The organism is Mycobacterium sp. 1423905.2 (assembly GCF_001673155.1).
Taxonomy (GTDB): Bacteria; Actinomycetota; Actinomycetes; order Mycobacteriales; family Mycobacteriaceae; genus Mycobacterium.
The window spans coordinates 32,177-46,335 of sequence record NZ_LZLE01000259.1; the positions used below are offsets into that span (position 1 = coordinate 32,177).

The 14,159-nt window shown below is 66.3% G+C and carries 13 protein-coding genes and 1 pseudogene; 9 read left to right on the forward strand and 5 right to left on the reverse strand.

All coding sequences use genetic code 11. The annotated features are described in order from the left end of the window. Positions 1-54 precede the first annotated feature (54 nt). The gene (locus A9W95_RS16695) at positions 55-372 is read left to right on the forward strand and encodes an ESX-1 secretion-associated protein (RefSeq protein ID WP_067414933.1); all 318 of its coding nucleotides are present in this window, start codon (positions 55-57) and stop codon (positions 370-372) included. Beyond that, positions 369-674: a DUF2694 family protein gene (locus tag A9W95_RS16700; protein ID WP_067414936.1), complete on the forward strand. Its 306-nt coding sequence runs from the start codon at positions 369-371 to the stop codon at positions 672-674. The genes A9W95_RS16695 and A9W95_RS16700 overlap by 4 nt, the downstream gene beginning before the upstream one ends. A 4-nt stretch (positions 675-678) precedes the next feature. Here the strand turns inward: A9W95_RS16700 and A9W95_RS27290 are convergent, their stop codons facing one another. Next, on the reverse strand, positions 679-822 hold the full coding sequence (locus tag A9W95_RS27290) for a hypothetical protein (RefSeq protein WP_172826640.1): 144 nt from the start codon (positions 820-822) through the stop codon (positions 679-681). Between the two features lie 78 nt (positions 823-900). On the opposite strand from A9W95_RS27290, the gene A9W95_RS16705 reads away from it, so the two are divergent. The 6 genes from A9W95_RS16705 (at position 901) to A9W95_RS16730 (ending at position 9,624) form a co-directional block, all read left to right on the forward strand. After that, positions 901-2,037, forward strand: coding sequence for a DUF5631 domain-containing protein (locus tag A9W95_RS16705; protein WP_067414939.1), 1,137 nt, complete (start codon positions 901-903; stop codon positions 2,035-2,037). Between the two features lie 45 nt (positions 2,038-2,082). Beyond that, positions 2,083-2,412, forward strand: a complete 330-nt coding sequence (locus tag A9W95_RS16710) for a DUF2710 family protein (protein ID WP_067414942.1) — start codon at positions 2,083-2,085, stop codon at positions 2,410-2,412. A 49-nt stretch (positions 2,413-2,461) separates the two neighbouring features. Further along, positions 2,462-3,958 carry a type VII secretion protein EccB gene (gene eccB / locus A9W95_RS16715; RefSeq protein WP_067415151.1) on the forward strand — a complete coding sequence of 499 codons (1,497 nt, stop codon included), beginning with the start codon at positions 2,462-2,464 and terminating at the stop codon, positions 3,956-3,958. Between the two features lie 2 nt (positions 3,959-3,960). Continuing rightward, entirely contained in the window at positions 3,961-8,049 is a 4,089-nt protein-coding gene (eccCa, locus tag A9W95_RS16720) for a type VII secretion protein EccCa (protein WP_067414944.1), read from the forward strand. Positions 8,050-8,128: 79 nt separating this feature from the next. Then, the gene (locus A9W95_RS16725) at positions 8,129-8,440 is read left to right on the forward strand and encodes a PE family protein (RefSeq protein ID WP_253851681.1); all 312 of its coding nucleotides are present in this window, start codon (positions 8,129-8,131) and stop codon (positions 8,438-8,440) included. Positions 8,441-8,448: 8 nt separating this feature from the next. Continuing rightward, positions 8,449-9,624, forward strand: a complete 1,176-nt coding sequence (locus A9W95_RS16730) for a PPE domain-containing protein (protein ID WP_067414951.1) — start codon at positions 8,449-8,451, stop codon at positions 9,622-9,624. 92 nt (positions 9,625-9,716) lie between these two features. On the opposite strand, the gene A9W95_RS16735 is transcribed toward A9W95_RS16730, so the two are convergent. Beyond that, entirely contained in the window at positions 9,717-10,502 is a 786-nt protein-coding gene (locus tag A9W95_RS16735) for a TIGR03084 family metal-binding protein (protein WP_067415154.1), read from the reverse strand. Beyond that, positions 10,502-11,837: pseudogene (locus A9W95_RS16740) on the reverse strand (MFS transporter). Before A9W95_RS16740 ends, A9W95_RS16735 begins: the two are co-directional and overlap by 1 nt. 102 nt (positions 11,838-11,939) lie before the next feature. Between A9W95_RS16740 and A9W95_RS16745 the strand changes: the two are divergent. Further along, positions 11,940-12,545, forward strand: coding sequence for a YqgE/AlgH family protein (locus A9W95_RS16745; RefSeq protein ID WP_067414953.1), 606 nt, complete (start codon positions 11,940-11,942; stop codon positions 12,543-12,545). A gap of 5 nt (positions 12,546-12,550) precedes the next feature. Here A9W95_RS16745 and A9W95_RS16750 read toward each other — a convergent pair whose 3' ends face one another. Then, the gene (locus A9W95_RS16750) at positions 12,551-12,895 is read right to left on the reverse strand and encodes a hypothetical protein (RefSeq protein ID WP_067414956.1); all 345 of its coding nucleotides are present in this window, start codon (positions 12,893-12,895) and stop codon (positions 12,551-12,553) included. 69 nt (positions 12,896-12,964) lie between these two features. Further along, positions 12,965-14,083: an LpqN/LpqT family lipoprotein gene (locus tag A9W95_RS16755; protein WP_067414959.1), complete on the reverse strand. Its 1,119-nt coding sequence runs from the start codon at positions 14,081-14,083 to the stop codon at positions 12,965-12,967. Positions 14,084-14,159: the final 76 nt, after the last annotated feature.

The following is a 14,159-nucleotide window of genomic DNA, read 5'->3' on the forward strand; positions in this document are numbered from 1 at the left end:
CACCGATGAGTCCGCCGGCACCCAGCCGCCGGCGCAGGAAAGAGGAGACCGCCGATGGCAGATCGAATTCGGGTGGTACCGGCGCATTTACGCGAAGCCGCCGCTCACCATGAGCGGACCTCCGACCACCTACGGACGATTCCGGCGTCGCACCCGGCGATTCAGGAGAGCCTGGACTCGTTAGGGCCTATCTTCAGCGAGTTACGTGAAGCCGGTCGCGAACTGCTCGAACTCCGGCGGCAATGCTACGAGCAGCAAGCCGACGACCATGCCGACATGGCCCAGAATCTCCGCACGTCGGCCACGGTGTGGGAGCAGCACGAGGAAACGGCCGCCCACGACCTGAGCAGCATCATCGACCCGGACCGATGACGGAGGCCAATCCCGCTTTCGACACCGTCCACCCCAGTGGACACATCCTGGTCCGATCGTGCCGCGGTGGATACCTGCATAGTGTCGCGCTGAGCGATGCGGCCATGGATACCGATGCCGCCAGTCTCGCCGAAGGCATCCTGCTGACCGCCGACGTGTCGTGCCTCAAAGCGTTACTCGAGGTGCGCGACGAGATCATTGCCGGCGGTCACACGCCGTCCGCGGAGGTGCCCACCCTCGACGATCTGCACGCGGCCATCGAAAAGCTGTTGGCTCATCAGCTGCGCCGGCGGGACCGCTGACCAGCTAGAGCAGCCAGATTTTACCGCTCTCCGGATCGGGCGTGATGTCGGCAGGCGGCTCGATTGGGTTGTCGCCGAACAATTGTCGTGCGCGGCCCAGCAATGCACGCACCTCGTCGAGTTGCTGCTGCAGCGCAGAATCGGCCATGGCCCCACGCTACCGACGCCGTGTCGTGCGCACAATTCACCGCCAAAGCCGCCAGCGACGTGCCGGTACGCTTACCCGGTGGCGATTTTCGGTCGACGGGCAGCGCGACAGCGCCTGCGCAAAGCGACCCAAGAATCCCTCGCCATCCCGACATTCAGCTCGCCGCCCGACTGCACCCCATGGGTCATCGGTGGGCTGTGGCCCGCGGACCTCTCCCCCGAGAACCCCGAAACCGCTTCACTGGCAGAGGTTCTCAGATCCGACCTGCAACGGATCGCAGGCAATGCCAACGAGGAGCTGATTTCGATTCGGCGCGCACCGATTGCCGACTCCGCCAGGCGAGCCGCCGAATCCCAGCTCATCGCGCAAGCTCGCGCGATGGCGGTGCGGCGAGTCGAGTCGACCTTGCGCCAACTACGCGGGAGGCCCCACCCCGACTCCCACGACCGGCGGCCCGGTTCGGTCACCCGGCATTCGCCCGGCAATGACCTGGAGACGACGCTGGTGCTGCCACCGGTGCAAGCGGATCCGCCCGAGGTGGCGCACCCCTCCCCCGCAGCATCGATTCCAGCGGACGCAGTGGCGCCGGAGGACCCGCACCAGCGATTGCGCCGGCTGCTGAGCGTCGTGGTCCGTCAGGAACCCCGCCTCGGCTGGGCGATCGGCGACACAGCGGACGGGTCGACAGTCTTGGTCACCGATCTCGCGCACGGCTGGATTCCGCCGGGCATCGTATTGCCGGAAATCGTGCAGGTCGTGCCGCCGGGTCAACGAACCGGTCGAGCGGTCGACTTGCTAGGCGCGGCGACGCACACCGCCAGGTACACGCCAGGTGACCCGGTCGGTGGGCCGGCAGAATTCACCGACGCAGAATCATCGACACGGCCCCTGCAGTTGCCTACCGTGACCGACCTGCCCGTGAAGCTGGAGGCAGCCACGCGGACCAGCGACGAATTGCCGCGAATGGTGCACCGGTTAGCCAAGGCCGCGGCCGCTGGAACCGGGGTCGCCGATGAAGAAATCGATCTGCTGCGCGTACATCTGGAAACGGCGCGATATCGGCTCGTCGCCCAATACCCCGAAGTGAATTCCACACAGTTGCTGAACTGTATGCTGCTGGCCGCTACCGAAGGTGCCGTCACCGATGACGAGATAACGGCGAATTATCACTTCGCATGGTTCCAAAAACTGAACACCCTACCGTCGCACCAATGACCGCGCAGGTGAATTGACGCAGGTGAGGGCTGTGGACATACTGTCCTGGTGTCGCGGTCGGACAGCCCGAGGGAATTGGGTGACAAAAGCGACCGAGACCTCGTCGAATCGGTTCTCCGCGACTTAAGCGAAGCGGCCGACAAATGGGAGGCACTCGTCGCGGAAGCCGAAACCGTCACCTACAGCGTGGACCTTGGAGATATTCACGCTGTTGCAAATTCCGACGGTCGGTTGCTCAAGTTGACGCTGCATCCCAGCGTGATGACCGGCTACGCCCATGGCGAGCTGGCCGACAGGTTGAATACAGCGATCGCAGCGCTGCGAGAGGAGGCAGAGGCCGAGAATCAGGCACGGTACGGCGGCCATCTGCAGTGACGTCGGTGATGCGGATAGCGGCATATCCCGCATCGGAAGGAGAATGACTGTGCCACTCAATCTGTCCAATCGGGATCAGAATTCGGGGCACCTGTTTTATAACCGGCGGTTGCGTGCGGCCATTACGCGGTTCTCCGTCCGCATGAAGCATGACGACCGTAAGCAACAAGCGGCGGTCGTGTTGTCGATCGTCTTGGTCCTTATCGGCGCCGGCTGGATGGCTCTGTTGCACATCATGAAGCCGGCGGGCCTGATCGGTCAGTCGGCCGTCATCGGTAACCGCGACACCGGCGCTGTCTACGCCAGGATCAACGGACGGCTGTACCCCGCGCTCAATCTGACGTCGGCGCGACTGGCGGTGGGCAACGCCGCCGCGCCCGCCTGGGTCACCGCCGGCGAAATCACCAAGTACCCGACCGGGCCGATGATCGGCATACCGGGTGTTCCCGACAGCCTTCCCGTCGTCAGTAGTGCGGTGTCGGCATGGTCGATCTGTGACACCGCGGCAACTCGAGGCAGCGGCACGGCGCCGGTGGTGACATCCATAGCTGGCCAACTCCTCCCGATGGGCAGGGCCGTCGCGCTGGGGACCAGGCAAGCCGTGCTGGTGACCCACAAAGGCGGGACGTACGTCATCTGGGGCAGTCAACGGTCGCGCATCGACCCGACGGACCGGTCGGTCACCTTCAATCTCGGCCTCGACCCCGGCGTCACATACCCGATCGAGATTTCCAATGCCCTTTTCGATGCGCTGCCAGCAACGGAACCCCTTGTGCTGCCGGCCATCCCAGAGGCCGGAGCGCCGTCGCGGTGGCTACCCGAAGACAAGGTCGGCAGCGTGCTGGAATCACGCGACGCCAGCGGCACGGTCAACGGCTTCTACGTGTTGCTGCCCGGCGGAGTGCAGAAGATCAGCGCCTTTGTCGCCGACCTACTCCGCACCGGCAACTCTCAAGGGTCCACCGCCCCAACCCTGGTACCTCCGGACAAATTGATCCACATCCCTGTTGTCGATGTCCTCAATGTCGACTACTACCCGTCGGGGAAGCTGGAATTCGTTGACACCAAGGCCAATCCGGTGACCTGCGTCGGGTGGGAGAAGCAGTCCGGTGACCCGCAGGCCCGGATCACCACCTTCACCGGCCGAGGACTGCCGGTGCCGATCAGCATGGACTCCCGCCTGGTGCATCTGGTCCGCGACGACCGCAATCCCGACTCGGCCGAGGCTCACCAGACCCTGGTCTTGCCGGGCGCGGCCAACTTCGTCACCAGCACCAGCGGAGTCGCCGCGGCGGACAGCCGCGAAAGCCTGTATTGGCTATCGCCGCAAGGCGTTCGGTACGGCATCCAGTCGGAACAACGGACCTTGCAGGCACTCGGACTCGATCCGCGCCTGGCGGTGCAAGCGCCCTGGCCATTGCTGCGGACGTTTGCCCCCGGTCCGGCCATCAGTCGTGACGCGGCATTGGTCGCGCGCGACGCCGTCCCGGCTGGTGGCGCGGTGGCGCCGCTGCCCGACGCAAACGACCCAAGCGTCGGGGGTTAGACATGTCCAAGCGGGGTTTCGTCCGGGGCAAACGCACACCACCGCCCGCCGTTCCGCCGGTGCGAGTGGCGGTCGCCGCGCCGCTCGCACTTCCCGAACGCGAACCACGCAACATCCTGTTGATGATCGCCTTGCCGGCGCTGCTGATCGGGATCATCGGCACGTTGGTAGTGATGTACGCCTCCGGTATCCGGACGTTGCAGTCGGGCTTCTTCCCGATGATTGGTTTGGTCGGGTTCGGCGCGCTGATGTTCGGCGGCCGATTCGGGCGCGGACGCCGAATCAGTTGGGGCGAACAGGAAAAGCAGCGCCGCAGCTATCTGCGCCAGCTCGACGAGGATCGTGAAGAGGTGCAACGGGCCGCGCAGGAGCAACGTCGCAGCCAGTCGTTCCTCCATGCCGATCCGCACAAGCTGGACACCGTGATCGGCGGTCCGCGCATGTGGGAGCGCCGCCCGGCGGACGCCGATTTCCTGGACGTCCGATTAGGCATCGGGGTGCAGCAAGCCAGTGAATCGGCGGTCACGTTGCAATGGCCTGACGTCCCCGTAGGGGAGGAGCTCGAACCGGTCACCGGCGGTGCGCTACGGGACTTCATTCTCGAGCAGAGCAAGATCCGCGGCATCGGCAAGGTGCTCAGCCTGCGGTCCAAGCCCGGATTCAGCTTCATCGCCGACGATCCGAGTGAATTGCACGCTCTGGCAAGGGCAATCATGTGTTCGCTCGCGGTCTATCACAGCCCCAGCGACGTCAAGCTGTTGGTGGTCACCCGCCACCCGGAAGCGTGGTCGTGGCTGGTGTGGCTCCCGCACAACCAGCACGACGAGATGTTCGACGCGTGCGGGCTGCGGCGACTGGTGTTCACTTCGCCCACCGAGTTGGAAGAGGCCCTCGACGCCGATCTCCACCGCAAGGGGCGCGGACCCTGGACCCCACCGGTCGGGGCGAGCCCTTCGTCGATGCCGTCTGCCATGGAGTCGCCGACCGCAGTTTCACTCGGTCCGCACTGGGTCATCGTCGACGACAACGTAGGCACTCCCGAGCAATGGGAGGGCGTGACCGGACAAAAGGGCATGGCCGGCATCACCGTGCTGCGGCTGGCGACGCGGGTCGGCGTCGGCGTCGGATTCGCCGACGAGAACCAGCGTTTCACGCTGCGCGAAGGCAGGTTGATACATCGCGGCACCTTCTACGCGGTTGCCGATCTGCTTGCCAACAGCACGGCCAGCCGGTACGCCCGGGCGCTGGCCCGTTGGTCTCCGATGACCGCCGGAGAACTTTCCGATACCGACAGCCAAGGTGGCGAGTTGTTGCGCGCGTTGGGGATCAGCGACCCGCGATCGCTCGACGTCGAACGCCTGTGGGCGGAAAGTCGCGGCCGTGGTGACCCTAAGTGGGCCATGGTGCCGGTCGGCGTCAAGCAAGGCGGCGAGCTGCAGTATGTGATTCTGCGCGCCAAGGACTTCGGCGGCTACGGCTTCCACTCGGTGGTGATCGGCACGTCCGGATCGGGCAAGTCCGAGTACTTCTTGTCGCTGTGCAGTGGGATTGCCCTCACCCATTCGCCGGAGACGTTCATCGTCATCTTCGTCGACATGAAGTTCGAATCCGCCGCTCAAGATCTGCAAGGCTTCCCGCACGTCGCGGGCTCGCTGTCCAATCTCGGCAAGGACGACCGGCATTTGGCCGAGCGGATGCGCAAGGCGATCAACGGTGAAATCGCGCGCCGGTACCGGCTTTTCAAAGAGGCCGGGGCGCGTGACGCCAACGAGTACGAAGAGATGCGGCTGGCCGGGCGGGATTTGGAGGCGGTGCCGATCTTGTTGGTGATCATCGACGAATACCTCGAGTTGTTCATTCACCACCCGGAGTGGATCGATCTGGTCATCCATATCGGGCAGGAGGGCCGCGGCTGTAACGTCTTTTTCACCCTTGGTGGTCAGCGACTGGACCTGTCGTCGCTGAGTAAGGTCAAGAGCAACATCGCCTTTCGCGTGGCGCTGCGCGCCGAGACCGCCGAAGACTCGCGTGATGTCATCGGCAGCGACGCGGCCCTGCATCTGCCCTCGAAAGAAAACGGTTATGCCCTACTGAAAGTGGGGCCGCGTGACCTCGAGCAATTCCGCTGCTTCTACGTTTCGGCCCCGTTCGTGGTGCCCAAACGGACCGTATCCGTGGACAAGACGGTGGCGATGAGCTTCTCCCAGCCACGCTCATACACCTGGGAATACCAGCCGCTCACCGATGCTGACAGCGCGGCATTGGCGGTGGCCGACGCGCCGGAGGAACCCGACGAATTCCTCTTTCACTCTGACGGTTTCCGCAAGAAGAAACTCGTCGACGTGGTCCGCGACTCCCTGGTATCCCACGCCGCCCGGCCGCCGCACCAAATCTGGCTGCCGCCACTAGAAGTCAGCGAGCCCATCGATATGTTGGTGGCCCGCTGGCGGGGCCGGCCATGGCACGTCGACTACGGGCACAACCCAGGCCTGGTCTTTCCGGTCGGCATCGTGGACATCCCCGAAGAGCACAGCCAACGGGTGCACAGCATCGACGCCGAGATGGACAACGTCATGGTGGTGGCCACCGCTCAGCGGGGGAAGTCGACCACACTGATGACGCTGATGTGCTCCGCGGCCTTGATGTACCGGCCCGAACGGGTCACCTTCTTCTGCATCGGGGCATCGCTGTACCCCATCGAAGATCTCCCGCACGTGGCGTCGGTGGTGAGCCCGACCGACACCGAAGGCGTATCCCGGACCATCGCCTCCATCGAAGGCCTGATCCTGGCCCGCGAGGCGTCGTTCAAGAAGTACCAGATCGACGTCTCCGAATTCCGGGAGCGACGATTCGCCGCCGACGCCCTGGGTGCCACCGACCCCGACGACAAATTCGGTGACGTGTTCCTGGTGATCGACAACTTCAGCGATCTCTACGACAAAGACGCCGCCATGGGCGAGCGGGCCATCGCGATCGCCCGCCAAGGTCTGTCGTACGGTGTGCACATCATGACCAGTGCCACCGCCTGGCTGGTCGGACAGAAGCAGCAACTGGTCAACGTGTCCAACGCGCGCATCCAGTTGCGGCTGAGCAACCCCGACGAGACCCAGATGGGTGAGGGGTTCGAGCGCAAGAAAGCCGCCCGCAACACGCTGGATCGGCCCGGGTTCGGAGTGACCAGGGACGGGCACGAACTGCTGATCGGTGCCCCAGAGGTGATCGGGCCGACCGGTGATCGGGTGCCGACGCGCGAGATCGGCCGGCTGATCGCAGACCTGACCGGGGCGGGCCGCGTGGAAACCCTGGCCCGGCTGCCCGCACGAGTGGACCTCGACGACGTGCTGGTCGCCTTCGAGCGCAGCGCCGCAGCCGCCGATCCGTTGAACATCCCCTTCGGTATCGGAGAGACCGCGCTGCAGCCCGCGGTCCTGCCTACCCGGGTGGCACCCAACATGCTGATCGTCGGACGTCAGTCATGCGGTAAGACAACCACTTTGGCCGTCATCGGGCAGACTATCGCGAATCGTATGACGCCCGAGCAGGCGCAGATCACCATCATCGATCCCAAGACCTCGCTGATCGGCAAGATCCGAGGGGACCATGTACGGGCTTACGCGTACACCGCCGATGACATCGACGTGGTCGTGGGTGAGTTAGCGCAGCTGCTGCGCGATCGGCTGCCGCCGTCGGGTCTGAGCCAAGAAGAATTGCTGAGACGAAGCACCTGGGAAGGGCCGCACCACTTCGTCCTGATCGACGACGAGCACGAGCTGCGACCTCACGGGGTGGTCGGCAAGGGCGCGGCGACCGCCCCGCTGTGGGGGCTGATCGAACGCGGCCGTGAGATCGGATTGCACATCATCGCCTCGCGGCTGCCGGGTAACTGGGCCGGAGTCTCGGTAACGAACCCGTTCCTGCAGAAGATGACGGGTTCGCGTGCTCCCACTTTGTTCATGGACAACGACCCGGCAGCCGTCAAAGTGTTCGGCCGGACCAGCGCCCAGCAACTCCCGCCGGGAAGGGGCCTGTTGGTCACGACGGACGGCGTCATGGAGGGAGTCTTGGTCGCCGACCCGGGCCGAGGAAGGTGAATCGACAGCTGGAGTGCCCGAATTTAGACTCAGACCGCTCGCTTGCGTGCCAAGCTGAGCAGCAACGTGGGAGGCAGATATGACTGGCTTTTTCGAAATGGTTCCCGGCGCCGTCGACCTGTCGGCGGCTGCAGAGGCCGGTATCAGTGAGGAAATGGCGGCCACCACCGCGGCGGGAGCCGCAGCGTTGACCGGCGTCATGCCGATGGCGTCCGATGCCGACTCGATCGAGTTCGCGGCCGCGCTCAACGCCGCCGGCGCCGCTTACCTCGCCACGGCGGCCGAGCACGTCGGGCAGCGCGCCGGCTTCTCCGGTGCGCAAGGGCTGGCGTCCGCGACCACGGTCGCTACCGATGGGCTGAACGCGGCAGCCACCGCACTCGGGGGGTAGCAGACGGTATGCCCGACCCAAGGTGGACCGGTCCCCCAGAAGTCGTCGCCGCGATCTTCGAAGCCGGCTCGCCTGCGTCGGTGATCGCCAACAACACCGTCTGGGTCGCCGAGACCGCCAACAAGGAGCTTTCGGCAGGCCTGTCGGCCGTCAACACCCTGGCCACCGCCGCGCAATGGCAAGGAGTCAGTGCCGTCGCGTCGATGGCGACCGCCACCGGACTCAACGCCGGACTGCAAACCCTGGTGGGCTGGACGGCCGAGAAGATCAGCATCACCCAAGCGGCCGTGGAGGCGTTCGCCGTAGCCAGGTCCTCGGTCATCCCCTCGTTGGTATCGCAGACCAACCGCGACGAGTGGGCCGTCCTCAACGCCACCAACTTCCTCGGCATCAACACTCCCGCCATCGTCGAGCGGGATTGCGAATACTTCGGGGAGCACTGGCCGCACAACTCCAGCATCGGATGGACCTACTCCGGCGCGCTGAGCGCGCTGGTGGCAGCACTGGCCGTGCCGCCGCCAGTTGCTCCGATGGGCGCGTCACCGGCCGCTCCCGCAGCGGCGGCCCAAGCCGTCGCGCAGGCGGCGGGGCAGTCCGGCATGAACGGCGCGGTGCAGGCATCGACCCAAGCCGCGCAGACGACCGCCGCACCTTCGGAAGCCACCGGCCAACTGGGCTCGCTGATGCAGCAGCCGATGCAGATGATCTCGGGTGTCACCGAACCGCTCAAAGAGATGGCTCAGGCGCCGATGCAGGCCATGCAGGGCTTCACCAGCCTGCCGCAGAGCATGATGCAGGCCATGGGTGGGATGTTCGGTTCCGCCGGAGCGCCGAGCGCGGCCACGGTGGCCGCCGAGCCAGTGGTCGCGGCGGGCGGCGTGGCAGGAGGCGCCGCCTCAGGTGGGGGTGCGGCCGGTGTGGGGAGCTTCCCCGGTGCCGGATTGACCAGCTACACCCGTCCCACCAGCAGTTTCGAACCGGAGGCAGGCGGGCGGCCGACCAGCGTGCGGGCAGGTGTGCTGAATGCCGCTGAACTGCGCGGCCCGGTGACGTCGTCGGCTATGGGAGGTGCGCCGATGCCGGTGTCCCCGGCCGGCATGCTGGCGCGAGGCGCTGAATCGGAGAAAGAGTCGGTGACGCGCGCACGCGTCGTCGTGAACGGTGACGGCGAGCAACCGCGCTAGGTCCCGGCCGGGCACGTTGGTCACGGGTGTCACTCCAACCCCTGGCCGACTAACTGCACATCGGCGACCACCCCGGGAAGAGGCCAGTGTGACTACTGTGACGCGCTTCGACCAGCGCCGGGCGGCCCGGCAAAGGCTTGCGCAATAGACAGCCACCGGCACGCATCCTCACCGTCGGCAACCAAATCCAAACGGCTCAGCGCCCGCCGCTGCGTCACCAGATAACAGAAGTCTTCGGCCGAACCGGTGACCCGCTGCGCCGCCCCCTCCGGCCCCCACACCCAGAGGTCACCAGCAGGCCCCCGCAACTCAACGCGAAACGGCTCGGTGGGCGGGGTCGCGTTGTTGACGGCGAAGGCGTAATCACGGGTGCGCACGCCCAGGTGCGCAATCGAGCGCAGTCGTTCCGTCGCGACCCGCCTGACCCCCAATGCATCGGCGACATCCAACCCATGCGCCCACGTCTCCATCAGTCGCGCCGTCGCCATCGATGCCGCGCTCATCGGCGGCCCGAACCATGGCAGTTTGCGCCCCTCAGGAACCGTGACCAACGCCTGGTGCAACTTCTCCCGGGTGATCCGCCAGTCGTTCAACAAATCACTGGCGGGCACCGCGGCCAGGTCTTCGGCCCCAGCGTCGACGAAGCCGCCCGGATCGGCCGCAGCGGCGCTCAGCACGGCGCCGAACGCGTCCTCGTCGGTGACCGCGGTCAGTGCGACGCGGTCCGTCCACAACAAGTGCGCGATCTGATGAGCAATGGTCCAGCTCGGCGCGGGCGTCTCCGTGGCCCATTCCTCCGGCGACAGCGGAGCCACCAGCGCGTCGAGGTCCTCGCTTTCGGCGCGCAAGTCAGCGACTATCGGACCGGGTCCCGCCATCACAGCCTCCCTAACTTGGCCGGTAACCCGCGCCGGCCGACAACGCTGTGCACCACCAGGCCCAGCACATAAATCCCCGAGCCGACCAGCACGAACACCGGCGCGCGCCCATCATCCGGAATCACCGCCGCAGAAACGGTCACCGCGACGATGAACGACACCCAGAACAAGGCGTCCTGCACGGCGAAGACGTGTCCGCGCAGCGCGTCGTCGACGTCGATCTGCATCGCGGAGTCCGCGCACAGTTTGACCACCTGCCCCGCCACGCCCAGCGAGAAACCGCAGGCCACCATGACCGGCAATTGCAGCCCCGCGCCGGCGAGCTGGATGAGCGCCGCGGCCACCAGGGCACCGTTGGCCGTCGCGTAGCGGCCCCACCGGCGGATGATGATCGGAGTCAACACGTTGGCTAGAAACGCCCCTAGCCCCGTGGCCCCGAAAAACACCAGTGCGGTGCCCAATCCCGCGACGTCCGGATCTGGGAGGTGGTGCACCAGCAACAGCACCAGCAACGAGTTGATGCCGACCACCATGCGATGGGCGGCTAAACCGGAAAGCGCCGCCGCCACCGTCGGCAGCTGCACCACCGTGCGCAAACCGTGCAACCACCCGGTGATCACCGCGTACACGGCCGATCCGTGGATGGCGCGCTTGGTGTCGTCGGGCCCGAGCACCCGCGGGGCGAAGCGCAACGACAACAGCAGCGCTATCGACACCGGTATGGCGGCGACGAAGATGACGAGCGCGGCACCCCGATCACCACCACCGCCCAGCCAGCGGGGGACCAACATGAAGTTGGCGCCGACGAAGGCGGCAACCGCACCCGAAGCGGTCGCCACCGAGTTCATCGTGACGACCTTCTCGCGCGGCACCACATGCGGCAGCGAGGCCGACAGCCCGGACGCGACGAACCGGGCCAAGCCATTCGCCAGCAGCGCCGCGCACAGTAACAGCACATCACCGGCCCCGACGGCCAAGATGGTGCCGATGATCGCGATGAAGGCCAACCGAGCCACGTTCGCGCCGACCAGCACCAGACGCCGATCCCAGCGGTCCATCAGCGCCCCGGCGAAGGGTCCCAGCAACGAGTACGGCAAGAACAGCACGGCGAAGGCTCGGGCGATCGCCATCGGGTCAGCGGCTCGGTCCGGGTTGAATAGGAGCGCTCCGGCCAGGCCCGCTTGAAACAGGCCATCGCCGAACTGACTTGCCATGCGCAGCTGCATGAGTCGCCAGAAGTCCGGCATACCGCGTACCGACCGCCACAGCTCGACGGGTGCGCGTGCCTGCGTGCGGCTGCGATTCAACAAAACCCACTTCCACGATCGGGCGCAGGCAAGGCTGGTGTCGCGCTGTGCCGCCCCACCAACATTACAAATCTTCACCGACGGCGCTTGTTTGTGCCGGGCTTCGCGTCGCGGGTGCGATGATGGTGAGGTGGCGCCGCACGAAGATCCCGAAGACTATGTCGCACCCGCCGCGCAACGGGTTCGAGCGGGTACGTTGCTGCTCGCCAACACCGATCTGCTCGAACCGACTTTCCGCCGTAGCGTCATCTACATCGTCGAGCACAATGACGGCGGAACCCTGGGCGTAGTGCTCAACCGGCCCAGCGAAACCGCGGTCTACAACGTGCTGCCGCAATGGGCCAAACTCGCCGCCAAGCCCAAGACGATGTACATCGGCGGCCCGGTGAAGCGGGACGCCGCGTTGTGCCTGGCGGCTCTGCGGGTCGGCGCCGAGCCCGACGGTGTTCCCGGCTTGCGGCACGTCGCCGGCCGTATCGTGATGGTCGACCTGGACGCCGAGCCGGAGGCGATCGCACCGGTCGTCGAAGGGGTGCGGATCTTCGCCGGCTACTCCGGTTGGACCATCGGTCAACTCGAGGGCGAGATCGAGCGCGACGATTGGATCGTCTTGTCCGGGCTGCCCTCTGACGTGCTGGTCGGGCCGCGGGCCGACCTGTGGGGGCAGGTGCTGCGCCGCCAGCCGTTGCCGCTTTCGCTATTGGCCACCCACCCGATCGACGTCAGCCGCAACTAGGCCGGTCAGTCACAGGACAGGGTGCAGCCGACGCAATTTCCCCCGCAGCCGGCGGCCTCCACGGCCTGATTGCGTAGCGCATACCTCGCGCTCTGCCAAGAGCCGGTCGCCAACGTCCCGACCGCGCCGACGATGCAAACGATGACCACGACCAGCGCCGCCTGCGGGGAGGCGGCCAATGCCACCACGGCACCGGCGGTCAACATCACCGCGGCCGCCAACTGTGTCGGCGCCATCGCCCGCCGCGCCAGCAGCGTCGTGTCGGCCGTCTGAGGCTGTGTCAGCGACCAGGCCCCGAACGCGGCGGAGGCGACCGCCGCACACATGCACAGCATGCCGACGATAAGCATGGGCTCACAATACGAGTTCGCCCATGCCTCCGCTCGCCGGGTTCCGCCGATCCCTGGGTGCGAATGGTCCTAACGTTGGGGAAGCAACGGGATCAGCGGCGTCGGTGCGGTTCCCGGGCCGGGCAACGGACGCTGTGCCGGCAGCCCAACCGCACCGGACCGGGCTGTCTGCGCGGGTGCGGGGACCGATGCCGGGGCGACCGCCGGCGCTGGCGCAACCACCGGTGCTGGCGCAACCGCCGGTGCAGGCGCAACCACCGGAGCCGGGGAAACCACCGGCGCAGGAGCAGCGGGCACCGCGGAGGCGGGAGCCGCTCCGGGCGCCGACACCCGGAAGCCGTTGACGATCGCATCGGTGGCCGGCGCGTCGGAGACGGCCTGGGAAGCGGCCGTGGTCACCGACAACGACACCAGGTACTTCTCGTTTGCGGCGGTCGCGATGACATGACGCCGCGACGTGTTGAGGGTCATGTCGTTTTCGCGGTAGGTGCCCTCGATGACTGACGACGGGAAAGCGCCGAGATTGGCCATCGAGGCATTGGTGGTCTGCCAGCCGAGCAGCTGTTGGCTGTCGACGTAACCATGGCTGATCGCCTCGACGGGGTCGAAGTCGCCGATCAGCTTGTACACCACGACCTGGGCGTTGGACGTGTAGATGCTGTTGCCGCCCACCCGGTCAGCGATCACCACGAATGCGTCGGGGACGTTGGGATCGGGCACCTGCGTCCACCGCGGCGGCACCGGCAATGTGATGTCGAGCGCCTTGAACCCTTGCGACCGCTGCGCTTCGAGCTTGACGCCCTTGGCGCGCAGGTAGTCCCGCAAGGTGCCGGTGACCGTGGGGGTGGCCGCTGGTGGCGTGGGCGCTGCGACGGCCCCGGCACCGGCGGCCGGAACCGTGGCGGGAACCGGGGAAGCAACCGGAGCCGGCAGCTGCACCGGAGGCACAGCCTGCGCCGGTGCCGGAGCGAATCTGTTGGTGACGCCACCGGGGTAAACGCCACCGGGGTAAACCGTGAGGTTCTGCGCCGGCGGCACGGCGGCTTGAGACGGGACTGGCGCGGGGATAGCGGGCGGTGGGAACAGTGGGTCGGCAGACGCCTTGCCACTGGTGAGTAGTACGACGCCGACGAAGCCGGCAGCCACGCCTCCCGCGAAAACCCGCCAGTTGCGGGCGATCTGAATCATGTGCGTCGATCCCTCCGAAGAACCTCGGGCGCCAGTGCCCGTCATGAACGCCGAATTTAATAAGTTCTTAAGGGGC